At 71.6% G+C, this 21798-nt stretch carries 19 protein-coding genes and 3 pseudogenes; 14 read left to right on the forward strand and 8 right to left on the reverse strand.

Annotated features, from left to right (window positions below):
- Nucleotides 1-45: 45 nt before the first annotated feature.
- A complete protein-coding gene (locus ACIO3R_RS05830; protein ID WP_385033731.1) occupies nt 46-1395 on the forward strand; it encodes an NAD(P)/FAD-dependent oxidoreductase in 1350 nt (449 codons plus the stop codon).
- Nucleotides 1396-1411: 16 nt separating this feature from the next.
- Here the strand turns inward: ACIO3R_RS05830 and ACIO3R_RS05835 are convergent, their stop codons facing one another.
- On the reverse strand, nt 1412-3058 hold the full coding sequence (locus ACIO3R_RS05835) for a regulator (protein ID WP_402103654.1): 1647 nt from the start codon (nt 3056-3058) through the stop codon (nt 1412-1414).
- A 277-nt stretch (nt 3059-3335) separates the two neighbouring features.
- Here ACIO3R_RS05835 and lipB point away from each other — a divergent pair, with 277 nt between their 5' ends.
- The 4 genes from lipB to ACIO3R_RS05855 all read left to right on the forward strand — a co-directional run bounded on the left by lipB (nt 3336) and on the right by ACIO3R_RS05855 (nt 6492).
- Nucleotides 3336-4148: a lipoyl(octanoyl) transferase LipB gene (gene lipB / locus ACIO3R_RS05840; RefSeq protein WP_363029413.1), complete on the forward strand. Its 813-nt coding sequence runs from the start codon at nt 3336-3338 to the stop codon at nt 4146-4148.
- 132 nt (nt 4149-4280) lie between these two features.
- Nucleotides 4281-5264, forward strand: a complete 984-nt coding sequence (gene lipA / locus ACIO3R_RS05845; protein ID WP_385033737.1) for a lipoyl synthase — start codon at nt 4281-4283, stop codon at nt 5262-5264.
- A 297-nt stretch (nt 5265-5561) separates the two neighbouring features.
- The gene (locus tag ACIO3R_RS05850) at nt 5562-5762 is read left to right on the forward strand and encodes a hypothetical protein (protein WP_123470220.1); all 201 of its coding nucleotides are present in this window, start codon (nt 5562-5564) and stop codon (nt 5760-5762) included.
- Between the two features lie 19 nt (nt 5763-5781).
- Entirely contained in the window at nt 5782-6492 is a 711-nt protein-coding gene (locus ACIO3R_RS05855) for a DUF4191 domain-containing protein (protein WP_385033741.1), read from the forward strand.
- Between the two features lie 140 nt (nt 6493-6632).
- Here the strand turns inward: ACIO3R_RS05855 and ACIO3R_RS05860 are convergent, their stop codons facing one another.
- Nucleotides 6633-7100 carry an RDD family protein gene (locus ACIO3R_RS05860; RefSeq protein WP_402104220.1) on the reverse strand — a complete coding sequence of 156 codons (468 nt, stop codon included), beginning with the start codon at nt 7098-7100 and terminating at the stop codon, nt 6633-6635.
- Between the two features lie 300 nt (nt 7101-7400).
- On the opposite strand from ACIO3R_RS05860, the gene glnA reads away from it, so the two are divergent.
- Nucleotides 7401-8810, forward strand: a complete 1410-nt coding sequence (gene glnA, locus ACIO3R_RS05865) for a type I glutamate--ammonia ligase (RefSeq protein WP_385033747.1) — start codon at nt 7401-7403, stop codon at nt 8808-8810.
- Between the two features lie 147 nt (nt 8811-8957).
- Here glnA and ACIO3R_RS05870 read toward each other — a convergent pair.
- Both ACIO3R_RS05870 and ACIO3R_RS05875 read right to left on the reverse strand, forming a co-directional pair.
- Nucleotides 8958-9190 (reverse strand): annotated as a pseudogene (locus tag ACIO3R_RS05870) (MFS transporter); the annotation flags it as partial.
- Nucleotides 9191-9239: 49 nt separating this feature from the next.
- Nucleotides 9240-9389 (reverse strand): hypothetical protein, encoded by a 150-nt coding sequence (locus ACIO3R_RS05875; RefSeq protein ID WP_402103659.1) that lies wholly within the window; start codon nt 9387-9389, stop codon nt 9240-9242.
- A gap of 130 nt (nt 9390-9519) precedes the next feature.
- Between ACIO3R_RS05875 and ACIO3R_RS05880 the strand changes: the two genes are divergently transcribed.
- Nucleotides 9520-9960: a hypothetical protein gene (locus tag ACIO3R_RS05880; RefSeq protein ID WP_385033753.1), complete on the forward strand. Its 441-nt coding sequence runs from the start codon at nt 9520-9522 to the stop codon at nt 9958-9960.
- Nucleotides 9961-10029: 69 nt separating this feature from the next.
- Here the strand turns inward: ACIO3R_RS05880 and ACIO3R_RS05885 are convergent, their stop codons facing one another.
- Nucleotides 10030-10299, reverse strand: a complete 270-nt coding sequence (locus ACIO3R_RS05885) for a hypothetical protein (RefSeq protein ID WP_363029396.1) — start codon at nt 10297-10299, stop codon at nt 10030-10032.
- 131 nt (nt 10300-10430) lie between these two features.
- Here ACIO3R_RS05885 and ACIO3R_RS05890 point away from each other — a divergent pair, with 131 nt between their 5' ends.
- Nucleotides 10431-10790: an arsenate reductase family protein gene (locus ACIO3R_RS05890; RefSeq protein WP_385355539.1), complete on the forward strand. Its 360-nt coding sequence runs from the start codon at nt 10431-10433 to the stop codon at nt 10788-10790.
- 26 nt (nt 10791-10816) lie between these two features.
- On the opposite strand, the gene ACIO3R_RS05895 is transcribed toward ACIO3R_RS05890, so the two are convergent.
- Nucleotides 10817-11725: a Gfo/Idh/MocA family protein gene (locus ACIO3R_RS05895; RefSeq protein WP_385033759.1), complete on the reverse strand. Its 909-nt coding sequence runs from the start codon at nt 11723-11725 to the stop codon at nt 10817-10819.
- Between the two features lie 296 nt (nt 11726-12021).
- Between ACIO3R_RS05895 and ACIO3R_RS05900 the strand changes: the two are divergent.
- The 4 genes and pseudogenes from ACIO3R_RS05900 to ACIO3R_RS05915 form a co-directional block, all read left to right on the forward strand.
- A pseudogene (locus ACIO3R_RS05900) lies at nt 12022-12531 on the forward strand (hypothetical protein); the annotation flags it as partial.
- Nucleotides 12528-13673 (forward strand): annotated as a pseudogene (locus tag ACIO3R_RS05905) (ARPP-2 domain-containing protein); the annotation flags it as partial. The pseudogenes ACIO3R_RS05900 and ACIO3R_RS05905, both read left to right, overlap by 4 nt.
- On the forward strand, nt 13660-14694 hold the full coding sequence (gene glnII, locus ACIO3R_RS05910; protein WP_402104222.1) for a glutamine synthetase: 1035 nt from the start codon (nt 13660-13662) through the stop codon (nt 14692-14694). The pseudogene ACIO3R_RS05905 and the gene glnII, both read left to right, overlap by 14 nt.
- 352 nt (nt 14695-15046) lie before the next feature.
- Complete coding sequence (locus ACIO3R_RS05915; RefSeq protein ID WP_385033763.1) at nt 15047-15664, forward strand: winged helix-turn-helix domain-containing protein; 618 nt, start codon at nt 15047-15049, stop codon at nt 15662-15664.
- A gap of 65 nt (nt 15665-15729) precedes the next feature.
- On the opposite strand, the gene ACIO3R_RS05920 is transcribed toward ACIO3R_RS05915, so the two are convergent.
- On the reverse strand, nt 15730-17871 hold the full coding sequence (locus tag ACIO3R_RS05920; RefSeq protein ID WP_402103666.1) for an MMPL family transporter: 2142 nt from the start codon (nt 17869-17871) through the stop codon (nt 15730-15732).
- 251 nt (nt 17872-18122) lie between these two features.
- Here ACIO3R_RS05920 and ACIO3R_RS05925 point away from each other — a divergent pair, with 251 nt between their 5' ends.
- Both ACIO3R_RS05925 and ACIO3R_RS05930 read left to right on the forward strand, forming a co-directional pair.
- Complete coding sequence (locus tag ACIO3R_RS05925) at nt 18123-19391, forward strand: sensor histidine kinase (protein WP_385035636.1); 1269 nt, start codon at nt 18123-18125, stop codon at nt 19389-19391.
- Nucleotides 19376-20023: a response regulator transcription factor gene (locus tag ACIO3R_RS05930; RefSeq protein WP_145763137.1), complete on the forward strand. Its 648-nt coding sequence runs from the start codon at nt 19376-19378 to the stop codon at nt 20021-20023. Before ACIO3R_RS05925 ends, ACIO3R_RS05930 begins: the two co-directional genes overlap by 16 nt.
- Here ACIO3R_RS05930 and ACIO3R_RS05935 read toward each other — a convergent pair.
- On the reverse strand, nt 20020-21678 hold the full coding sequence (locus tag ACIO3R_RS05935) for an alpha-L-fucosidase (RefSeq protein WP_402103670.1): 1659 nt from the start codon (nt 21676-21678) through the stop codon (nt 20020-20022). The two genes, ACIO3R_RS05930 and ACIO3R_RS05935, sit on opposite strands and share 4 nt — an antisense overlap.
- Nucleotides 21679-21798 lie beyond the last annotated feature (120 nt).

A 21798-nucleotide genomic window follows, 5' to 3' on the forward strand; every position in this document is an offset into this window, starting at 1 on the left:
GAGGGCAAGAGCCTCCCACCCATTGCGCCGACTCGGGGAGGGCACGTGCTCAGCACGGCACACCACGCGGACGTCGTCATCATCGGAGCCGGGATCGCCGGCCTGTCAGCGGCCCATCAACTGACCAGTGCGGGAGTGAGCGTCAGCGTCCTGGAGGCCGGCCCCCGGGTCGGCGGCCGGATGGTGACCGAGGAGATGGACGGATTCCGGCTCGACCGCATCGGCCCGCTCCTCAACACCTCGTACCCGGAGCTGTACGCGGGACCCGGACTCGACGGACTCGTCCTGCGGAACTTCGCCCCCGGTGTGCTCGTCCACAGCGAGGGCCGCCGCTACCGGACCGGGGAGATCCGGGGCACACGGGGCGCGCGCAACGCCCGGGGCGCGCTCAAGGCCGCGCGTGCCCTCGCCGGCGCCCCCAGAGCGCCGCTGGGCGGGACCATCAGCGGGGTCATGGGCGGCGCGATCGACCACGCCAGGCTCGGCGCCTCGCTGTCCCGCCTCGCCGCCACCCCCCGGGCCCGCGTACTGGCCCGGCCCGAACGGACCGCGCTCGAAGCCCTGTCCGGCCGCGGCCTGTCCTCCCGTACGCTCGACGGCTTCGTGCGCCCGCTGCTCACCGCGCTGCTCAGCGACCCCGAACTCACCACGTCCAGCCGGTGCGCCGATCTCGCCCTGCGCAGCTATGCGAGCGGCAGGCTCTGCGTACCGTCGGGCGGTTCAGGGACGCTGCCCGAACTGCTGGCGGCGGCGCTGCCGCCCGGCACCGTACGGACGGGGGTGCGGGTCACGGCCGCCGACATCACCTCGGTGCGTACCGAGGAGCACGGCGAACTGGGCTGCCGCTCACTGCTGCTGGCCACCGGCGCAGGCGCCGCCGCCGAACTGCTGCCCGGTCTGCGGGTGCCGTCCTTCCGCCAGGTGACGGTGCTTCACCACACCGCCCCCGCTCCCCCGCGGAGCGGGGCGTCGCTGGTGCTGGACGCCGACCGCGCGGGCCCGGTCGCGCACACCGCGGTGATGAGCGAGGTCGACCCGGCGCGCGCCCCGCACGGCCGGACCCTGATCAGCTCGACGGTGCTCGGCACCCCGCCGCCCGATCTGGACCGTGTGGTCCGCGCCCGTCTCGCCACGCTGTACGGCACCCCCACCGACGACTGGGAGCTGCTGGCCGTCCACCACGACCCGGAGGCGGTGCCCGCGATGAAGGCCCCGCACGACCCCCACCGCCCGGTCCGGCTGCTCGCGGGCCTGTACGTGTGCGGCGACCACCGCGACACGAGCACGGTCCAGGGGGCCCTGTTCTCGGCCCGCCGCGCGGCCGAGGCGATCCTCACCGACCTGGGCGTACGGCCCGGATACGGAAGCGCCACCGCACTCCCCCGGGCCGCCTAGGGCCTGGGCGCCGGTATCACCCGAGTGCGGCAACCCGCTCACGGTAGCCGCGTACGGGGGCGGCGTCCCGGAAGGGTTCGAGCCGGCGCTCGAAGTCCCGTACGTACTCCGTGGCGCGCACCGATCGCATCTCGGCGGCCTGCTGAGCGGCCTCCGCGCCCAGCCGGCAGGCCTGGTCGAGCTCACCGAGGCCGAGCCGCGCGGAGGCCAGCACGACGCGGCAGAACAGCCGGCTGCGGGCGTACGCGGGGGCGCGCAGCTGGAGCGAGCGCTCGGCGTGCTGCGCGGCGGCCCGGTACTGCTGGAGGTCCCGGTGGCAGTGGCCGAACTCGTCGGCGAGCTGGGCCTCGTCGAAGCAGCGCGCCCAGTGCGGCACGTCGTCCCCGTTGCGGGCGATCTCCAGTGCGCGTTCCGCCCGCGCCAGCGAGGCCAGACAGGCCTTGGCCTCCCCGAGCACCGCGTGCCCGCGCGCCTCGACCGCGTGCAGCAGGGCCAGGACCGCGTTCGGCGCCGCCGAGCCGATGCCCTGCTGGGCCACCCGCGCCAGCTGCACCGCCTCCCTGCCGTGCCCGAGGTAGACCGCCTGCCGGCTCATGGTGATCAGGACGTAACTGCCGTAGGCCCGGTCCCCGGCGGCCTGGGCGAGGCGTAACGACTGGACGAAGTACCGCTGGGCGAGCCCGTGCGCGGCGATGTCGTACGAGGTCCAGCCCGCGAGGCGGGTCAGATCGGCGGCGGCGGCGAACAGCCGGCGGCCGGTGGCCTCGCTGTAGGTGCCGCGCAGCATCGGTTCCGTCTCGTGCTCCAGGTACCGGACCAGGGCCTGCCGGGCGTGGCCGCCGCCGTAGGCGTGGTCGAGGGTGCGGAAGAGATCGGCGACCGACCGGAGAGCGGCGACGTCGCCGCTGCCGACCCGCTGGCCGGAGCCCCGGTCCGTCTGCCGCTGCCGGGGAACGGCGGGCGGTACGAGGGAGCCCCCGGGGCCGGGACCGCCGGGGGGCCGGGACGGCACGGGCCCCCGGAGACCGGGCCGGCCACCGGGCCCGGTGTACCCGTTCGCTCCGGTGCCGTACGTCCCGTTCAGCCCGGACGCCCCGCGTGGCCCGCCGGCCGTCTGGACGCCGTGGGTCCGGACGGCCGCACCGGCGCCGGGAGCGCCACCGCCGGTCCGCACCGGTCCGCCGGGCGCGCCCGCTCCGGGCTCGACGCCGCGCCCCACCCACTCGTCCGCCCGGCCGATGAGCCAGTCACGGCTGGGGACGACCAGGCCTGCCGGGGTGAAGGCGATCTTCCGCAGCTCCGCATGGCTGCCGGAGTCCTTCCGCCACAGTCCGCTGACGATGTCGACCGCCTCCGCCGGGGTGGCGGCGAACTCCAGGCCCGCGTAGACGGGGGCGCAGGCGTCGAGGCCCAGGTCCTGGGCGGAGAGTCTGCGCCCGAGCCGCCGGGTGAAGACCTCCGCGATGAGTGCCGGGGTGGTCCCCCGCGGCTGCTGTCCGCGCAGCCAGCGGGTCACGGACGTCTTGTCGTACCGCAGGTCGAGGCCGTGTTCGAGGCCGAGCTGGTCCACCCGGCGGGCGAGGCCCGCGTTGGAGAATCCGGCTTCGGCGATGAGCGAGGCGAGTCGGCGGTTGGGGGTGCGCTGCGGAGGTCGTTCCGACATCAGCTGTACGGTCTCCTGCCTTCGGGGCCGGGCGGGCAGCCCCTAGGGCCTGCTCTAGGGAACGGCGCGAATTTAGCGGCCTCCGGGGCGACCTCGGCCACCTTGGCTTCACATTCATCCGATCGTGTGAGGATTGCGGGAACGCTGACGGGAGTGACCTGCCGGGCCGGTGTTCCGTGGCCGGTCGTACAGTTGCGGGAGGCGCGATTCGGTGCATGGTGACGTGGTGCCGGGGACACCCCCCGTCCACGGCACCGCAAGAAGAAAGGCTGCTGCCGTGACTGAGCTTCGGTTCGTCCGTCTGGGATTCGGCGAGGAAGCCGTCGACTACCAGGAGGCCTGGCAGAAGCAGCGCGAGGTGCACGCGGCGCGGTTCGAGGACACCGTCCCCGACACCTGCCTGCTGCTGGAGCACCCGCCCGTCTACACGGCGGGCCGGCGCACGGCCGACAGTGAGCGCCCCCTGGACGGCACGCCGGTCATCGACGTGGACCGCGGTGGCAAGATCACCTGGCACGGGCCGGGCCAGCTGGTCGGCTACCCGATCCAGAAGCTCCCGCGCCCGGTGGACGTCGTCGCGCACGTCCGCCGTCTGGAGGAGGCGCTGATCCGCACGGCGGCCGAGTTCGGGGTGGAGACCAGCCGGGTCGAGGGCCGCAGCGGCGTCTGGGTGCTCGGTGACCCGGTCGAGGAGCGTCCGGCGATCGGCGGCCTCTCGCTCGACTTCGACCCCAGGCTCCGGGACGAGGAGTTCGACGCCCGGCTGAACGGCCCCGAGTACGCCCCGTCCAACGCCGGCCAGCGCCGCGAGGACCGCAAACTGGCCGCGATCGGCATCCGGGTCGCCAAGGGCGTGACGATGCACGGTTTCGCGCTCAACGTGAACCCGGACAACACCTCGTTCGACCGGATCGTGCCCTGCGGGATCCGGGACGCGGGCGTCACCTCGCTCGCGTACGAGCTGGGCCGCGACCTCACGATCGCGGATGTGCTCCCGGTCGTCGAGAAGCACCTCAGGGACGTCCTGGAGCACGCCGAACTGGCCCCGCGCACCATCGAGCGCGCGGCCGATGCCGTGGCCACGGCATGACGCTCGGAGCACCGTTCCGGGAATAGCCCCTGCCGGCCACAGGTTGGGCAGACGTAAAGCCGTATGAACTACGGGCGTACCCTGGTGTTCGCCGAAGAATCCAATGCAGTGAAAGCAAAGGGGAGTGCCGGAGTGTCCGCTGTCGCACCCGACGGGCGCAAGATGCTGCGCCTTGAGGTCCGGAACAGCCAGACCCCCATCGAGCGGAAGCCCGAGTGGATCAAAACCCGGGCGAAGATGGGCCCCGAGTACAACCAGCTGCAGAAGCTCGTGAAGAGCGAGGGTCTGCACACGGTGTGCCAGGAGGCGGGCTGCCCCAACATCTTCGAGTGCTGGGAGGACCGCGAGGCCACGTTCCTCATCGGCGGCGACCAGTGCACCAGGCGCTGCGACTTCTGCCAGATCGACACGGGCAAGCCGCAGGCGCTGGACCGGGACGAGCCCCGTCGCGTCGGTGAGTCCGTCGTCACGATGGACCTGAACTACGCCACCATCACCGGCGTCGCCCGCGACGACCTGGAGGACGGCGGTGCCTGGCTGTACGCGGAGACCGTGCGCCAGATCCACGCGCAGACGGCGGAGCGGGCGGCCGGCCAGACCAAGGTCGAGCTGCTGATCCCCGACTTCAACGCCGAGCCCGAGCAGCTCGCCGAGGTCTTCTCCTCGCGCCCCGAGGTGCTGGGGCACAACGTGGAGACGGTGCCGCGGATCTTCAAGCGGATCCGTCCCGGCTTCCGGTACGAGCGCTCCCTGGAGGTCATCACGCGGGCCCGCGAGGCCGGTCTGGTGACCAAGTCCAACCTGATCCTCGGCATGGGCGAGACCCGCGAGGAGGTCAGCCAGGCGCTCCGGGACCTGCACGACGCGGGTTGCGAGCTCATCACGATCACGCAGTACCTGCGGCCGACCCCGCGCCACCACCCCGTCGAGCGCTGGGTGAAGCCGCACGAGTTCGTGGAGCTCAAGGACGAGGCCGACGCGATCGGCTACTCCGGCGTGATGTCCGGGCCGCTGGTCCGTTCCTCCTACCGGGCCGGCCGGCTCTTCCAGCAGGCCGTCGAGCGGCGCGGTGCGGCCTCCGCCGCGGCACCGGCCGCGCAGCAGACGTCCGTGTGAAACCGAGCACAAGACGTTACTGAGCAGTAACAGCAGATCGGGCGCGGCCCATCCACTCCTCGCAGGTCGGAGGCGCGGATGGGCCGCGCCGACGTGCGCGCCGCTCATATCAAGGTTTCATTGGTGTTTGACCGACCGGTCATGCGCTGGTAACACCGAGCAATGACCCTGGATGCACGCAGCGCACAGCGGCCCTCCCGGCTGCTGGCCCCGCCGCTTCCGTATCCAGTCCGCGCAACACAGTCCGCCCACTGAGCGCCGCTCAGTCCGCGCATCCGTTCCGAGGGGACTTCCACGATGCAGGCCGCGCCGGTACGCGCCACCGCCATTCCGACCGTCACCAACGCCCTCCGCGCCGTCGAGTCGCTGCTGCTGAGCAGCGGCCAGCGCACCGCCCGCCGCAACGCCTGGACGGCGGTCCTGGAGGACCGCCGCCGGGCCAAGGACCGGGTCGAGTCCGAGTACGTACTGGAGGCCGTGGCCGAGCACCGTTCTTAGGCCACGTAAACTTCCTTGTATGGCGAGGAAGGCAAAATCCACTGAAGGCGCGGACAGCGCCGAGAACGCGGGGCGACTCAAGCAGATCGCTCTGACCTACAAGATGACCAGGCGGACCGACACCAAGATCGGTCTTGTCGTCGCGGGTGTGGGAATCGTCACCTTCGGTGTCCTCCTCGCGATCGGTTTCTTGATCAACCACCCGATCTACGTGGGCATCCTGGGCTTCGTGCTCGCCCTCCTCGCGATGGCGATCGTCTTCGGACGGCGCGCCGAGCGGGCCGCCTTCGGGCAGATGGAGGGCCAGCCGGGCGCTGCGGCGGCGGTGCTGGACCGTGTGGGCCGCGGCTGGTCCACGACCCCCGCGGTCGCGATGAACCGCAGCCAGGACGTCGTCCACCGTGCCGTGGGCAAGGCGGGCATCGTGCTGGTGGGCGAGGGCAACCCGAACCGGGTGAAGACCCTGCTCGCGGCCGAGAAGAAGAAGATGGCCCGCATCGTGGTCGACGTACCCGTGCACGACATCATCGTCGGCAACGACGAGGGTCAGGTGCCGCTCAAGAAGGTGCGCACCAAGATGCTGAAGCTGCCGCGCGTCCTGACCGGCCCCCAGGTGACCGCCGCCAACGACCGGCTGCGCGCGATGGGCGACCTGATGAGCAACATGCCGCTGCCGAAGGGCCCGATGCCGAAGGGTATGCGGATGCCGCGCGGCGGAAAGATGCGCTGACGCACGGAGACGGCATACGAAGAGGGCGGGTCACGAACTCCTGGTTCGCGGCCCGCCCTCTTCGTGTGCCGTCTCCGTATGCCGTCTCAGCTGCCGGACGCCGTGGCCCGCGGCGTCGCGGGCACTCGGACGCGTCCGGCTCAGATGCGGATCTGCACGGCGCGGGCCAGCCGGTCGTGCAGGCCCCGGCCGTCACGGTCCCAGACCAGGGCCGGGATCACCAGGCACAGCAGCACGCTGCGCACCAGCACCCTCCCGAGACCCAGCCGCCCGCCGCCCTCGGCGACGACCCTGATGCCCAGGAGGCGCTTGCCGGGCGTGCAGCCGATGGTGCCGACGGTGAGCACGCTCAGTACGAGGAAGATCCCCACGGCCCAGTTGCCGGCCGCCTGCTGGTCACCGCGGGCGAACAGCCCGTATGCGATCACCATGCACAGGGCCCAGTCGACGAAGATCGCGCCGAAGCGGCGGCCGAGCGGCGCGACGGCCCCCGGCCCCTGCTCGGGAAGCCCGAGCCGCTTGCCCCGGTACCCGAAGTCGGCGCCCATGTCCTCGGCTGCCGCACGCGGCCCGGAGAGCCAGGATCCGATTACTTGCCTGTTGTCCACCCGACCACGGTACTGCGCCCGTCCCGGACCCCTGCCGGGCGGGTGCGGAGGCCGCCTCAGGACACCGCTCCGGCGCCGCTCGGGACACGGCCCGGAAACCGGCCCGGAACCCGTCCGGAACCGGTCGCAGCACGGCCACGAGGCGCCGCTCACACCCGGCCCGGTTAACTTCTGCGAAACAAATGGGTCATGCTTGAGAAATCCGGTCTGCCTATGGTCGGGTCCAGCGTGTGCCACCGCACTGGCCGCACAACGAGCTGCAACCCCGTCCCGCCCCGGGCCGGGAGTAGGAGGAGTTGGATGTTCCAGAACGCCGACGACGTGAAGAAGTACATCGCCGACGAAGACGTCAAGTTCATCGACGTCCGGTTCTGCGACCTGCCCGGTGTGATGCAGCACTTCACCATCCCGGCGGCGGTCTTCGACCCGACCGAGGAACTGGCCTTCGACGGCTCGTCGATCCGCGGCTTCCAGGCCATCCACGAGTCCGACATGGCGCTCCGCGCGGACCTGTCGACCGCCCGCGTCGACCCCTTCCGCCGCGACAAGACCGTCAACATCAACTTCTTCATCCACGACCCGATCACCGGCGAGCAGTACAGCCGTGACCCGCGGAACGTGGCCAAGAAGGCCGAGGCGTACCTGGCCTCCACCGGCATCGCCGACACCGCCTACTTCGGTCCCGAGGCCGAGTTCTACGTCTTCGACAACGTCCGCTTCCAGACGTCGGCGAACGAGAGCTTCTACCACATCGACTCCGAGGCCGGCGCCTGGAACACCGGGTCCGAGGACAACAACCGCGGCTACAAGGTCCGCTACAAGGGCGGCTACTTCCCGACGCCGCCGGTGGACCACTTCGCCGACCTGCGTGCCGAGATCTCCCTGGAGCTGGACAAGAACGGCCTCCAGGTCGAGCGCCAGCACCACGAGGTCGGCACCGCCGGCCAGGCCGAGATCAACTACAAGTTCAACACGCTGCTCGCCGCGGCCGACGACCTGATGCTCTTCAAGTACATCGTGAAGAACGTCGCCTGGCGCAACGGCAAGACCGCGACCTTCATGCCGAAGCCGATCTTCGGCGACAACGGCTCGGGCATGCACGTCCACCAGTCCCTGTGGGCCGGCGGCGACCCGCTGTTCTACGACGAGCAGGGCTACGCGGGCCTCTCGGACATGGCGCGCTACTACATCGGCGGCATCCTGAAGCACGCCCCGTCGCTGCTGGCGTTCACCAACCCGACGGTGAACTCCTACCACCGCCTGGTCCCCGGCTTCGAGGCCCCGGTCAACATGGTGTACTCGCAGCGCAACCGCTCCGCCGCGATGCGCATCCCGATCACGGGCTCCAACCCGAAGGCCAAGCGCGTCGAGTTCCGCGCCCCGGACCCGTCGTCCAACCCGTACCTCGCCTTCTCGGCCCTGCTGATGGCCGGCCTGGACGGCGTGAAGAACAAGATCGAGCCGCCGGAGCCGATCGACAAGGACCTCTACGAGCTGGCTCCCGAGGAGCACGCCAACGTCCAGCAGGTCCCGACGTCCCTCCCGGCCGTCCTCGAAGCCCTTGAGGCGGACCACGAGTACCTCCTCGCGGGCGGCGTCTTCACGCCCGACCTGATCGAGACGTGGATCGACTTCAAGCGCACGAACGAGATCGCCCCGATCCAGCTGCGCCCGCACCCGCACGAGTTCGAGCTGTACTTCGACCTCTAGGCAGCAGGGTCTGTCACCGGCCGGTATCCGTGCCGTGGTGCACCGGGTGCGCGCCGCGCGGCCGATTCGCTGACACGATCTCAGAAATGCCGGCAACGCCAGTGAGGGCCGCTCCCCATATCCGGGGAAGCGGCCCTCACTGGCGTCGGCGATACCGGAGGCGGGCAGGACGTCGGCCCAGAAGGTGCCGTCCACCCGGGCGGAGGACAGCCACAGCATGCCTGCCGCGAGGGACAGCAGACCGATGACGATCAGGGGCTCGGTCCCGAAGCGGGCGATCGGCCGGGGGCCAGGACGACCATCATGATCATGGTGGCGACCGTCATGGGCAGCAGGGCCGCGCCGGAGGCGAAGGCGCCCAGCCCCAGCACCTGCTGGAGAACACGTCGACCTCGCCGACGCCCGCGCGTCCGGCGAGGACCTTCGCGGTCAGTGCCGCAGCGCCCTGCCCACCTCGGCCTTGACGTCGCCGTCGAGCTCGCGGTTGCTGCGGGCGTCGGCGTCCTTGGTGCCCTTGGCGGGGACGTCGTCGACCGCCAAGGGCACGGCCCCCGCGCCCCGTACGCCTCGCCTCGCCATCGCGCCTCCCAGCGGTCGTCCATCGCCCCAAGTCAAGGCGGCGGCAGGTGGGGGCGCATGTGGTGCGGGCCGGACGGGTGAGGGAGGAGGCGGGGTCGCGGGGCGGGCCCGGAGCGTGGAGGGTGGTGGCATGAGCGAGCAGCCGACCGACGACGGACCGGCCGGGCCGCAGCCCCCTCGGCGGCGGATCTGGCCGTGGGTGCTGCTGATGGCCGTCGTGCTCCTGGCCCTGGCCGCGGGCGCGGTCTCCGCGGTGCTGGCCCACGGGCTCTCCGAACAGAGCTCGCAGAGACTGCGGATCAGGTACGAGGTCACCGGCACCGCCGAGGACGTCACCCTCACCTACAGCAGCTGGCAGGGCGAGGCCCTGTCGACCGGGCGGCTGACCCTGCGGACCCTGCCGTGGGCCGGGGAGCTGGAGACCAGGGGGTTCATGAATGGCGGCTCGTTCGTCGTCAGCCTCGGAAGGTCCGGTGGCGACGTCGCCTGCTCCGTGACGGTGGACGACATCACCCGGCGGACCGACCGGGCCTCGGGCGCCTTCGCCACCGCCACGTGCGACGGGTACTGAACGGGTACGGAGACGCGGCTGCGCCCCCGGATCTCCCGGGGGCGCAGCGGTCGGACCGGTGGCCGGCGGTCAGCGGCCGTAGCGGATGAGCGCGCGGACCATGCGGCAGGTGGTGTCGGACGGCGGGTGGATGCCGAGCAGCTCGGCGGTCGTACGTATCCGGGCGTTGCTCGCGCTCGACGGGTGGTGAACTCCCGTGTCGAGCAGGGCGATCGACAGGCGCATCGCCTTCAGCCGGCGGTTGTGGGTGACGTACCACTCACGGGGGCGGCCGGCGGGGAGCGGCTTCTTCTGCAGGGGCTTGTGGAGCGGCTTGGTCGTGACGGCGGCAACTGCCATGGGCAACCTCCTGGCGCACGGTGGCGGAACGCTGTGGAACGCTCACGAACTACCCCCATTTTACTGCCCCGCACTGACAATCGCCCCTGGCCAGAGGGGTTTTCGGGGGTCCATCCCGTACCGTTGGCCCCATGGAGATCTGGATCAATCCCGCCTGTTCCAAGTGCCGCGGCGCGGTGCGGCTGCTCGACGCGGAGGGCGCCGACTACACGGTCCGCCGGTACCTGGAGGACGTGCCGTCACCGGACGAGATCCGGGCGGTGCTCGGCCGGCTCGGGCTGGAGCCGTGGGACATCACACGGACGCAGGAGGCGGACGCGAAGGAGCTGGGGCTCAGGGAGTGGCCGCGCGAGGCGGATGCGCGGGAGCGGTGGATCACCGCGCTCGCCGCGCACCCGAAGCTGATCCAGCGGCCGATCATCACGGCCGAGGACGGCACGGCCGTGGTCGCGCGCACGGACGAGGCGGTACGGGACGCCATGAGTCGCTGAGCCCACCCGGACGAATGGGGGCGCCGTTACTCCCCCGCCTGCGCCTCTGCCTCCGCGAGCAGTTCCGTCAGCCGGAGCCCGAACCGTACGTCGCAGGGGTGCGCCTCACCCGTGCGCACCGACTCGATCAGCGCGTCCACCGCGGCCCGGAAGGCGCCGACGGCGCCGTCCCACCGGGGCAGGCCCACGGTCCCGTGCTCGCCCCTCAGCTCGACCTCCACCCCGGCCGCCGCCACCGGGGCGGCCAGCGTGAGCGTCACCGTGCTGGAGGCTCCGGAGGCGTGGCGGAGGATGAGGTGGTGGGTGTCGGCGGGGCCGCGGGCCGCGGTCAGCCGGGTCACGTCGCCGAGCACCGGGATGAGGACGGACAGCGCGTGCGGGCCGACGTCCCAGAGGCCGCCCTTCTCGTGGCGCCACGGGGACGCGGCGAACTCGCTGTCCACGCCGGGCGCCCACAGGGCGCCGATCCAGTGGGCGTGTGCGGTGAACCAGCCGCCGACCGCGTTCTGTTCGGCGATCCAGGCGGACGTCTCCGGGGCGAACCGCAGCGTGCAGAAGACGATGGAGGCGACCCGGGCCGACTCCGCGGCCTCGGCGACCTCGCGGGCGGCCGCGACGCTCGTGGCGACGGGCTTGTCCATCAGCAGGTGGCAGCCGGCCGCCGCGGCGCGGGCGGCGAGCGGGGCCTGCACGTCCGGCGGCAGGGCGAACGCGACGGCGTCGCTCGCGGCGAAGAGTTCGTCGAGCCCCGCGTCACCGGTGTACGCGGTGGCGCCATGGGCGGCGGCCAGCTCCTGCGCGGCCTCGGCCCGGCGGCCCCACACCCCGCTCAGCACGGCGCCGGGGTGCGCGGCGATGGCGGGGGCCTGGGTCATGCGGGCCCAGGGCCCGGTACCGGCCAGGCCGATACGCAGGGGGGTCACGGGTGTCGTCATGGGACAAGTGTGCCCGGTGCGGCCGGGGTCTCGAACGAATGCGGTGGCGGGGTGCCCGGCCGGGCGGTGACGTTGGCGGCGCCGGCCGCGGGACTCCGGTGCGACTTCCGGGACTTGCCTGTAAAGCAAATATTTCGCTGCTCGCGCCCCCATTCCCCGGCCGGCTTCCGCTGGCGCGTACCGCCTCGCGGAACACCACGGGGGATTCATCATGACGAACGAGACCTTTGCCGACCTTGTCGCCGCCGAGGACGTGCTCCTCTTCGTCTATGCCGCCATCACCGCGACCGGGCAGCGAGAAGCGGCGCCGGCCGCTCGCCGTGGCGCCGGCCTGCCACTTCCTGCTGGAGGCGCCGGCCGCGCCGGGCGCGTACACCCCGCTGTGGACGACCGGCGCCGGCGATCCGCTGCTGGTCGTGCCCCGGGGTCCGACGCCGCTCGGCTGCCGGGTGCCGGACGCCCTGGAGTACGGCCCCGACCGGCTGGTCATCGTCTCGGACGGCTGGGACAACGCGCCTCCCGGCCTCGCGGGCGAGGTGCTGCGGGTGTGGCGGACCAGGCTCGATCCGGACCGGCGTACGGCGGTGGTCCATGTGAACCCTGTATACGACGCGGACGGTTTCGACGTCCGGCGGCTCTCCCCGGGGGTGCCGACGGCCGGTATCCGGGACGCGGAGGACCTGCCGTCCCTGGTGGAGATCGCGCGGTTCTCCGAGGGCCGGACCGGACCCGCCGCACTCCACTCGTACCTGGACCGGCGGGTCGCCCGGTTCGTGACGGCCGGCCGGGAAGGGGACCCGCTGTGAACACGCTCGAACTGACCGGGCTCACCGCACGCCCCTCGCAGGCCTGGGGCGGCATCCAGCTGGTGCCGCTGGTGCGCGAGAGGCCCGTCGAGGGGCTCCGGCTGCACCACGAGGTGCACGCGGGCGGCGGGAGCGGGGTCGTGGAGGCGAGGCCGCGGACCCACCGCACCTCGTCCATCCCGCACGGTTTCGTCGCCGACTGGTCGGGCGAGGGTGCCGGGACCGCCACGTACGGCACGCAGCCGGCGGCCCACGGCGACGCGGGGCGGACCCCGCCCAGGACGGTACGGCTGCCGCGCCACCGCCACCACCGGACGGCCAAGCGGCAGCCCGGCGACCGGCTGCGTTTCCTGCCGCTGCACCTGGCGCTGGAGGGCTATCTCTCGTTGCACTTCGGCGGACCGTCGACCGCCTGGGAGGAGTGGTCGCGCCACGCGCTGCGCGACGGCCTCTCGCCGCGTGCGGAGGACGCGTACCTGGGGTGGTCGGTGCGCGGTCTCGGCGACGCGCTGCGGGTGTTCGAGATCCATCCCGGCAAGTGCGGGGTGATGGTGTACGCGGCCGACGCGCTCGCCGCGGCGTTCGTGGTGCCGCGCCCCGAGGACTACCGCCTGCTGCACGCGTCGCTCGTCCAGGACCTGTACGGGGAGCTGGTCCACCAGTACACGATGTACGGCGCCCCGGTGCCCGCCTTCGGCGCGCGGATCGCGGACGGGCCGGGGGTGGACACGCTCGCCGGTCTGCGGGCGGCCGCGCGGGAGCAGGAGCGGGCGTGGCGCGGGGCGCACGGCACGCTGTTCGCGCGGGAGCTGCTGGACTCCTCGTACGGCTTCGAGCGGGTGTACCGGATGGGGGCGTTCACGCTGTGGCGGTTCCTGCCGGGCACCTCCCGCGTGCGGCGGTGGCGCTGGGCGCGACCGAGGAGGAGCTGGTGCGGCGGATCCGGGCGGCCGGCTTCGAGTCGCTGCTCAGGGCCCGCGGCTGAGGGAGCCCGGGGGGCTTCGCAACCGTCCCGTCTTGTCCGGGAAACCTCGGTAACACGGGGTTCACACGAGAGCAACGGACGGGAAATCGCGTCTTGCGAAGCTGCGCTGCATAGACCCGCAGCACCCCCAAAGGATGGCTTCCGTGACGTTCAAGGCTGAGTACATCTGGATCGACGGCACCGAGCCGACCGCCAAGCTCCGTTCCAAGACGAAGATCATGCCCGGTTCCCCGTCGTCCGACGTGGCGGAGCTGCCCATCTGGGGCTTCGACGGATCGAGCACCAACCAGGCCGAGGGCCACGCCTCCGACCGGGTGCTGAAGCCGGTCTTCACCTGCCCGGACCCGATCCGCGGGGGTGACGACGTCCTGGTCCTGTGCGAGGTCTTCCACATCGACATGACCCCGCACGAGTCCAACACGCGTGCCGGACTGCGCCCGTTCGCCGAGCAGTTCGCGAGCCAGGAGCCGATCTTCGGCATCGAGCAGGAGTACACCTTCTTCGACGGCCACCGGCCGCTCGGCTTCCCCGAGGGCGGCTTCCCGGCCGCGCAGGGCGGCTACTACTGCGGTGTCGGCGCCGACGAGATCTTCGGCCGCGAGATCGTCGAGAAGCACCTCGACAACTGTCTGAAGGCGGGCCTCGCCATCTCCGGCATCAACGCCGAGGTCATGCCCGGCCAGTGGGAGTTCCAGGTCGGTCCGGTCTCCCCGCTGGAGGTCTCCGACCACCTGTGGATAGCCCGCTGGCTGCTCTACCGCACCGCCGAGGACTTCAACGTCTCCGCGACCCTCGACCCGAAGCCGGTCAAGGGCGACTGGAACGGCGCGGGCGCGCACACCAACTTCTCCACCCGGGCGATGCGCGAGGGCTACGACGCGATCATCACCGCGTGCGAGTCGCTGGGCGAGGGCTCGAAGCCGATGGACCACGTCAAGCACTACGGCGCGGGCATCGACGACCGGCTGACCGGTCTGCACGAGACCGCCCCGTGGAACGAGTACAGCTACGGCGTCTCCAACCGCGGCGCCTCGGTCCGTATCCCGTGGCAGGTCGAGCAGGACCGCAAGGGCTACATCGAGGACCGCCGCCCGAACGCCAACGTCGACCCGTACGTCGTCACCCGGCTGATCGTCGACACCTGCTGCACCGCGCTGGAGAAGGCCGGGCAGGTCTGATCCCGCGGCACGTACTGGCAAGAGGCGCCCACCGCACTGCCGGTGGGCGCCTCTTGCCGTGCCCGAGGTGAGGAAGGTAACGCAAAGGGTCCGTATCGACGGGTGAGAGAGGCCTGCTGCGGGGTCGCCTTCTCTGGTTCAATGGGGGCATGGCCAGCTTCCAGCACACCTCGACAGGTCGCAGCGACCTAGAGCCGTTCTGGCCTTCCCGTCAGCATCACGACTTCGACCGGGTGTGTTGCCGCGCGTTGAACGCGCTGGCCCTCTAAAGCCGCTCACCCCGGTCTTCGGTCCGCGCGCACGCAGCAAGTCCGTCCACAGACGACTCCTTCGCGCGAAAGAGCTGACCCCCATGGCGAACACTCGCACCTTCTCCGCCGCAGCCGCTGCCACCGCAGCGCAGACGGCGACCGCTGCGGCCACCCCCACCCGTCCTCCCTCCCCCAACCGGCACCGGCTGCGGGCCGTCGCGCCGGACGAGGTCTTCCAGCCGGCCGACGTGGCCGCGTTCCTGGCGCCGGGCACGACCTGGCTGCCCGCGCCCCAGCACACCCTGCCGGCGCTGCCGGGCCGGCCGCCGATGGTCGGCTATCTGGTGCTCGTCCCCGCCGACCAGCAGCCGGCGCTCACCGCCGCGGCGGCCGGCGCCGCCCAGTACGTGGTGCCCGAGCTGCTGGAGGCCCCGGGGACCGGTCCGGTGCACATCGACTCCGTCCAGCGCACCGCCGCGGTGAACGGGAACACGCTCGACCTCACCTACCTGGAGTTCGAGCTCCTCGCCCATCTGGTGGCGCACCCGAACCGGGTGCACACCCGCGACCAGCTGGTGACCACGGTCTGGGGCTACGGGCACGTGGGCGACGGGCGCACCGTAGACGTCCACATCGCCCGGCTGCGCCGCAAGCTGGGCGCCGAGCACCGCCGGTCGATCCAGACGGTGCGGCGCGTCGGGTACAAGTACGCGCCCTGATCGCACCCGCGCGAGCCCCGGCCGCGGTACGTACCGCGGCCGGGGCCCGCTTCGCTCGTCCGGGGTCAGCCGCGCACCCCCGTCACCACCGGGTCCGCCGCGGGGCCGGGCTCCGGCTCCGGCTCGCTGTGGTCCGGGGCGGGCAGCCGGGACAGTCCGCGCGGGGTCCGCCAGTTCCGCTCGCCGAGCAGCGCCATCACGGAGGGCAGCAGCACCATCCGTACGATCGTCGCGTCCAGCAGGACCGCGACGGCCAGGCCGACGCCCATCTGCTGCATGTCCTGCATGGACAGCGTCCCGAAGACCGCGAACACCGCCACCATGATCACGGCCGCGCCGGTGACCGCGCCCGCTGTCCGCCGGATGCCCTCGTCGATCGCGGCCGGGGTGGAGAGACCGCGGCCGTGGGCCTCGCGGATCCGGGAGACCACGAAGACGTGGTAGTCCATCGAGAGCCCGAACAGGACGACCAGCACGAAGAGCGGCATCCAGGACTCGATCGCGCCGACGCCCTCAGAGCCGATCAGCGAGGCGCCCCAGCCGTGCTGGAAGACGGCGACCATCACTCCGTACGCGGCGGCCACCGAGAGCAGGTTGAGCAGGATCGCGGTCACGGCGATGACGTAGCTGCGGAAGCAGAACAGCATCACCAGGAAGGTCACCGCGGTGATGAAGAGGAAGACGGGCAGGATGCCGCGCTTCAGCTGGTCGTTGAAGTCCGTGGACCCGGCCACCTCACCTGTCACATAGGCGCGGGCGCCCGTTCCGTCGAACGCGGCCGGCAGCCGCTTCTCGCGCAGTTCGGTCAGGTCGCTCTCGCCGTGCGGCAGCGGGATCTCGATCTCCGCGACGTTCTGCGCCCGGTGGACGGCCACCTTGTCGAAGCCGTCGAGTGCCTTGCGTACGCCGGGCGCCCCGATGTCGTCCGCCTCGACGACCACCTGGGCCGGGGCGGGTCCGCCGGGGAAGGCCTCGCTGATGTCGCGGTAGGCGACGGCCAGTTCGGACTGGGAGCCGAACTGCTTCTCCAGGCCGAGTTCCTCCGTCTTCATACCGAGGGCGGGCGCGGCGAGCACGAGCAGGACGACGACGGAGGCGGCGGCGAAGAGCTTCGGCCTGGACAGCACGGGCCGCAGCAGCTTTCCGGCGATCCGGCCGCTCTCCTTCTTCGTACCCCGCTTGCTCCGCCGGTTGAGCAGGGGCACGCGTCCGGCGTCGATCCGGTCGCCCAGCCAGGAGAGCAGTGCGGGCAGTACCGTCACGGAGCCCATCATGGCGATGAAGACCACGATGATCGTGGCGATGGCGAAGCCCTTGAAGAGGAGCAGTCCGGACAGGAACATGCCGGCCATCGCGACCATGACGGTCAGCCCGGAGACCAGGACGGACCGGCCGCTGGTCGCCGCGGCGATCCGCAGCGCCGTCTCGGCGTCGCGGCCCGCCGCCCGCTCGTCCCGCTCGCGCCGCAGGTAGAAGAGGCAGTAGTCGACGCCGACGGCGAAGCCCATCAGGAACATCACGGAGTACGTGGTCTGGAAGAGGTGCAGCTGGTGGCTGGCGAGCGACAGCAGACCGAAGGCGGCCAGACAGGCGGTCAGTGCGAGGCCGACGGGCAGCAGGGCCGCGACGACGGCGCCGAAGGCGACCAGCAGGATCCCCAGGGCCAGGGGCACGGCGGTGAACTCGGCCTTCTTGAAGTCGTCGGAGAGCAGGTCGCCGAGCCACTTACCGGCGCTGGCGTCGCCGAACTGCTGGACCGTGACGTCGGTCCGTTGCTCCTGGACCCCTTCGACGGCGTCCAGGACGGGCTGCACCCGGTCGGACGCGGTGGCGGCGTCCCCCTTCATCTCGAAGGTGATCAGCGCGTCCTTGCCGTTCCTGGAGGCGACCGGAGCGGCGAGGCCCGTCACCTCGCCGGTCTCCCCGAGGGCGGCGGTCAGCTCCCGCGCCGCGGTCCGCCAGCCGTTCGGCTCGGCCGACGACACCATGACCAGCTCGCCCGCCCGGTGGCTGAGGCCGGCGTCGGAGAGGATCTGCTCGGCCCGTGCCGAGTCGCCCGCACCGTTCTCGGCGTTGGTCATCTCGACCATGCCCGACGCACCGCCGATGCCCGCGGCGAGCACGACGAAGAGCAGCCAGCCGAGAATGGCCGTCTTTCGGTGGTGTGTGCTCCACACACCGATACGTGCCGCGAGATTGCGCCTCATGGCGTGTTCGCCCCCTGAAAGTCGTCGTCGGAAGTAGTCGTCGGAGAAGACACCTCGAATCTAGGAACCCGGGGCCCGCCGCCCCAGCCGCTGGAACACCCACTCCCCCGTGACGTAGGGCGAGGTCACGGGGGTGGTGCTGGGTACACCCCCGCCGGGTGTCAAAACGGCTGCCGCCCCGGCCGCCCGAGGAGACAGACTGTGTGCGGACCGGGGCTGCCACGAGTGCCGGCGAGGGAAGAGGGACCGATATGAACACGCCGCACGGACGGACAAGGGGCGCGCTGCTGGCGGCCGGGCGGGGGCTGGCGCTGTCGTTCGCCTCGATCGTGGGTTCGGTCACGCTGTTCGTGCTGGCGGTGACCTCCATCGCCCTCATCCCGCTGGGGATCGGCCTGGTGACCACCCCGTGGGTGCTGTCGGCGGTCCGCAAGCACGCCAATCAGCGCCGGCTGCTGGCGATCACCTGGTCGGACGTCCGCATCCCGGTGCCGTACCGGCCGTTCCCGGAGGATGTCCGCAGCGGGTTCACCGGGCAGGTGGAGCGGACCGGGGTGCTGCTGAAGGACCCGGCGACCTGGCGGGACATGCAGTGGCTCCTGGTCGACATGACGGCCGGCTACGTGGTGTCGATCCTGGCGGCGGCGCTGATGATCTACCCGGTGGAGGGTTTCGTCCTGGCGGCGGGGCTGTGGCGGGTCTTCACGGACGACCGGTACTGGTACGGGTTCGTCCCCGTGGACAGTCAGGCGACGGCGCTGGCCGCCGCCGGGCTCGGGGTGGCGCTCTTCGCGACCGGGGTGCTGCTGAGCGAGCGGCTGCTGCACGCGCACTTCGTGATCGCGCGCTCGGTGCTGGCCCCCACCCATGAACAGGAACTGGCCCTGCGCATCGACCGGCTGACCGAGACCCGGCACGAGGCGGTCGGCACCGCCGCCTCCGAGCTGCGGCGCATCGAGCGCGATCTGCACGACGGCGCGCAGGCCCGGCTGGTCGCCATGGGCATGAACCTGGGGACCATCGAGGCGCTGGTCGAGAAGGACCCGGCGCAGGCGAAGAAGCTCCTGGCGATGGCCCGTGAGTCGTCCGCGGAGGCGCTCACGGAGCTGCGCGACCTGGTGCGGGGCATCCATCCGCCGGTCCTGGCCGAGCGCGGGCTCGGGGACGCGGTCAAGGCGCTGGCGCTGCGGATGCCGATCGGGACCGAGGTGGACGTGGAGCTGAGCGGCCGCGCCGAGGCGCCGGTCGAGTCGGCCGCGTACTTCGCGGTCAGCGAGATCCTGACGAACGCCGCGAAGCACTCGGGCGCCGACCGGATCTGGGTGGATCTGCACGATGCCGAGGGGATGCTGCGGATCTCCGTCACGGACAACGGGCAGGGCGGTGCGACGACCGGTTCGGGCTCCGGCCTGAGCGGGGTCGAACGCCGGCTCGGTACATTCGACGGCATCATGGCCGTCAGCAGCCCCGCGGGCGGTCCCACCATGGTGACCATGGAGATCCCTTGCGAGTTGTCCTAGCCGAAGATCTCTTCCTGCTGCGCGACGGCCTGGTGCGCATGCTGGAGGCGTACGACTTCGAGATCGCGGCCGCCGTCGAGACCGGACCCGAACTGACCAGAGCCCTCGCCGAGTTGAAGCCGGACGTCGCCGTTGTCGACGTCCGGCTTCCGCCGTCCCACACGGACGAGGGGTTGCAGTGCGCGCTGGCGGCCCGGCGGGCGAGACCGGGCCTGCCGGTGCTCGTGCTCTCCCAGCACGTCGAGCAGTTGTACGCGCGTGAGCTGCTGGCGGACGGCAACGGCGCCATCGGCTATCTGCTCAAGGACCGGGTCTTCGACGCCGATCAGTTCATCGACGCGGTCCGCCGGGTCGCGGCGGGCGGCACCGCGATGGACCCGCAGGTGATCTCGCAGTTGCTGTCGCGGCGCTCGCAGGACAAGCCGATGGGCGGGCTGACGCCGCGTGAGCGGGAGGTCATGGAGCAGATGGCCCAGGGCCGTTCGAACGCGGCGATCGCCTCGCACATGGTGATCACGGAGCGGGCGGTGGCCAAGCACACCTCGAACATCTTCGGGAAGCTCGGCCTGCCGCCCTCCGACGACGACAACCGCCGCGTTCTCGCGGTACTGGCGTATCTCGACCGCGGTTAGGGGGTGACGGGCGCGGTGGTGAGGTGCAGTGTCGTGGCGCCCAGGTACGGCTTCGCCCTGGACTCCAGCACCCTGACCCGGACGTCCGAGGCGGTGACGGCCGCGGACAGCGGCAGGATGCGCTCGTGCCCGATGGTGGTGCCGTCGGCGATCCGCTGCCACGTCCCGTCGATCCGGGCCTCCACGGCGAACTTCTCCACCCGCTGTCCGTGCCGGATGTCCTCACGGACGGCGACCCGGTCGAAGGTGTAGGGCCCCGGTCCCCGCTTGCGCACATCGGCGCCGTAGACCCTGCGCAGACCGGTGCCGAAGGCGGTCAGCGACGCGACGTCCTCGTCGGCGATCCGGCCGTCCGGCGCGGGCGGGACGTTGAGCAGGAGCGAGGCGTTGCGGCCGACGCTCTTCTCGTACAGGTCCATCAGCTGCGCGGCCGTCTTGGGCTTCTCCTCTGGGTGGTAGAACCAGCCGGGGCGGTTGGAGACGTCGGCCTCGGCCGGGTACCACTGGAGGTAGTTGATCGCCGGGTCCAGGAGCTTGGCCCGGGAGCCGATGTCGGGGTCGGTCGAGTCGTTGGGGAGGCTGCCGAGCCCCGTCCACGGGTCGGTGGTGTGCGGGGTGACGCTCCACTCGGTCTCGCGGGCGACGCCGGACTCGTTGCCGACCCAGCGGACGCCCTGCGGGCCCTGGAAGACGACGGTGTTCGGCGACAGCGCCTTGACCATGTCGAACCACTGCTTGACGTCGTACTTCTGCGTGATGCCCGAGCCGGACCAGGGGTTGGCGCCGTCCAGCCAGAGTTCCTCGACCGGGCCGTACTGGGTGAAGATCTCGTACAGCTGGTTGAGGTAGTACGCGTCGTAGTCGTCGGCCCGCACCTTGAAGGTGGGCAGCTTGCCGCTCCTCACCCGGGCGGCGCGGTCGTCGCCGGGGACGAGGGTGGGGATGGTGCGCTCGGTGACGGCGCTGCCGTTGCCGAAGCGGCCCTGGCCGGCGGGGGCGCGGTCACCGTCCTCCAGCGCCATCTTCTCGGGCAGGCTGAGCGGCTTGCCCTCGGCCTGCTTGGCCCGGATCTCCTCGACCCACTCGGCGTGCCAGGCGTGCGGGAGTTCCGCGCCGTCGGAGGGCGAGAGGTAGAGGCCGACCTTGAGGCCCGCCTTGCGGGCGGCCTTCACATAGAGGGCGACGACATCGGGGCTGCCGGGGCTGAGGGCGACCGAGTGGTCGGTGTAGCGGCTGGGGTAGAGGACGAAGCCGTCGTGGTGCTTGACGGTGAGCATGACCTGTTTGATACCGGCGGCCTTGTAGGCGCGCATCCACTGGTCGGCGTCGATGCTCTTCGGCGCGAACAGCTTCTCGTCCTCCGTGCCGGAGCCCCACTCGCGGCCGGTGAAGGTGTTCATCCCGAAGTGCGTGAAGGCGGTGACGTCCCGCTGCTGCCAGGCCAGCTGGCCCGGAGTGGGGACGATGTTCGCGGCCTTCTCGATGATCCGCTCCGGGCTGTCGCACGCCTCGACCGTCATCTGCGACGCGGGTCTCACCGGTCCGCCGCAGGGGGCAGCGGGCCGTGCGGTCTGCTGAGCCGTGGCCTGTACGGGGATGAGCGCGGCTGCGGCCGCCAGTGCGAACGCGCTGAGGACATGGGTGCGTCGTGCCATGGTTCCCTCCCATTCTCGACCACGAGTGGTCGGATCTCTTGGGTACCGACGCGTGCATGTTGCCGCACCGAGTGGCCCACGGGAAGGGTGCCCGCCAGATACGTCCTATCTCTCGTCCGC

The sequence above is a fragment of the Streptomyces sp. NPDC087428 genome, assembly GCF_044744085.1.
GTDB lineage: Bacteria > Actinomycetota > Actinomycetes > Streptomycetales > Streptomycetaceae > Streptomyces.

What these genes read in the sequence shown, in the direction of transcription:
- ACIO3R_RS05835 (WP_402103654.1), bottom strand. Translation starts at nt 3,058, where the DNA reads ATGTCGGAACGACCTCCGCAGCGCACCCCCAACCGCCGACTCGCCTCG.
- ACIO3R_RS05850 (WP_123470220.1), top strand. Translation starts at nt 5,562, where the DNA reads ATGCAGGCCGCGCCGGTACGCGCCACCGCCATTCCGACCGTCACCAAC.
- ACIO3R_RS05855 (WP_385033741.1), top strand. Translation starts at nt 5,782, where the DNA reads ATGGCGAGGAAGGCAAAATCCACTGAAGGCGCGGACAGCGCCGAGAAC.
- glnA (WP_385033747.1), top strand. Translation starts at nt 7,401, where the DNA reads ATGTTCCAGAACGCCGACGACGTGAAGAAGTACATCGCCGACGAAGAC.
- ACIO3R_RS05875 (WP_402103659.1), bottom strand. Translation starts at nt 9,389, where the DNA reads ATGGCGAGGCGAGGCGTACGGGGCGCGGGGGCCGTGCCCTTGGCGGTC.
- ACIO3R_RS05880 (WP_385033753.1), top strand. Translation starts at nt 9,520, where the DNA reads ATGAGCGAGCAGCCGACCGACGACGGACCGGCCGGGCCGCAGCCCCCT.
- ACIO3R_RS05885 (WP_363029396.1), bottom strand. Translation starts at nt 10,299, where the DNA reads ATGGCAGTTGCCGCCGTCACGACCAAGCCGCTCCACAAGCCCCTGCAG.
- ACIO3R_RS05890 (WP_385355539.1), top strand. Translation starts at nt 10,431, where the DNA reads ATGGAGATCTGGATCAATCCCGCCTGTTCCAAGTGCCGCGGCGCGGTG.
- ACIO3R_RS05895 (WP_385033759.1), bottom strand. Translation starts at nt 11,725, where the DNA reads ATGACGACACCCGTGACCCCCCTGCGTATCGGCCTGGCCGGTACCGGG.
- ACIO3R_RS05915 (WP_385033763.1), top strand. Translation starts at nt 15,047, where the DNA reads ATGGCGAACACTCGCACCTTCTCCGCCGCAGCCGCTGCCACCGCAGCG.
- ACIO3R_RS05920 (WP_402103666.1), bottom strand. Translation starts at nt 17,871, where the DNA reads ATGAGGCGCAATCTCGCGGCACGTATCGGTGTGTGGAGCACACACCAC.
- ACIO3R_RS05925 (WP_385035636.1), top strand. Translation starts at nt 18,123, where the DNA reads ATGAACACGCCGCACGGACGGACAAGGGGCGCGCTGCTGGCGGCCGGG.
- ACIO3R_RS05935 (WP_402103670.1), bottom strand. Translation starts at nt 21,678, where the DNA reads ATGGCACGACGCACCCATGTCCTCAGCGCGTTCGCACTGGCGGCCGCA.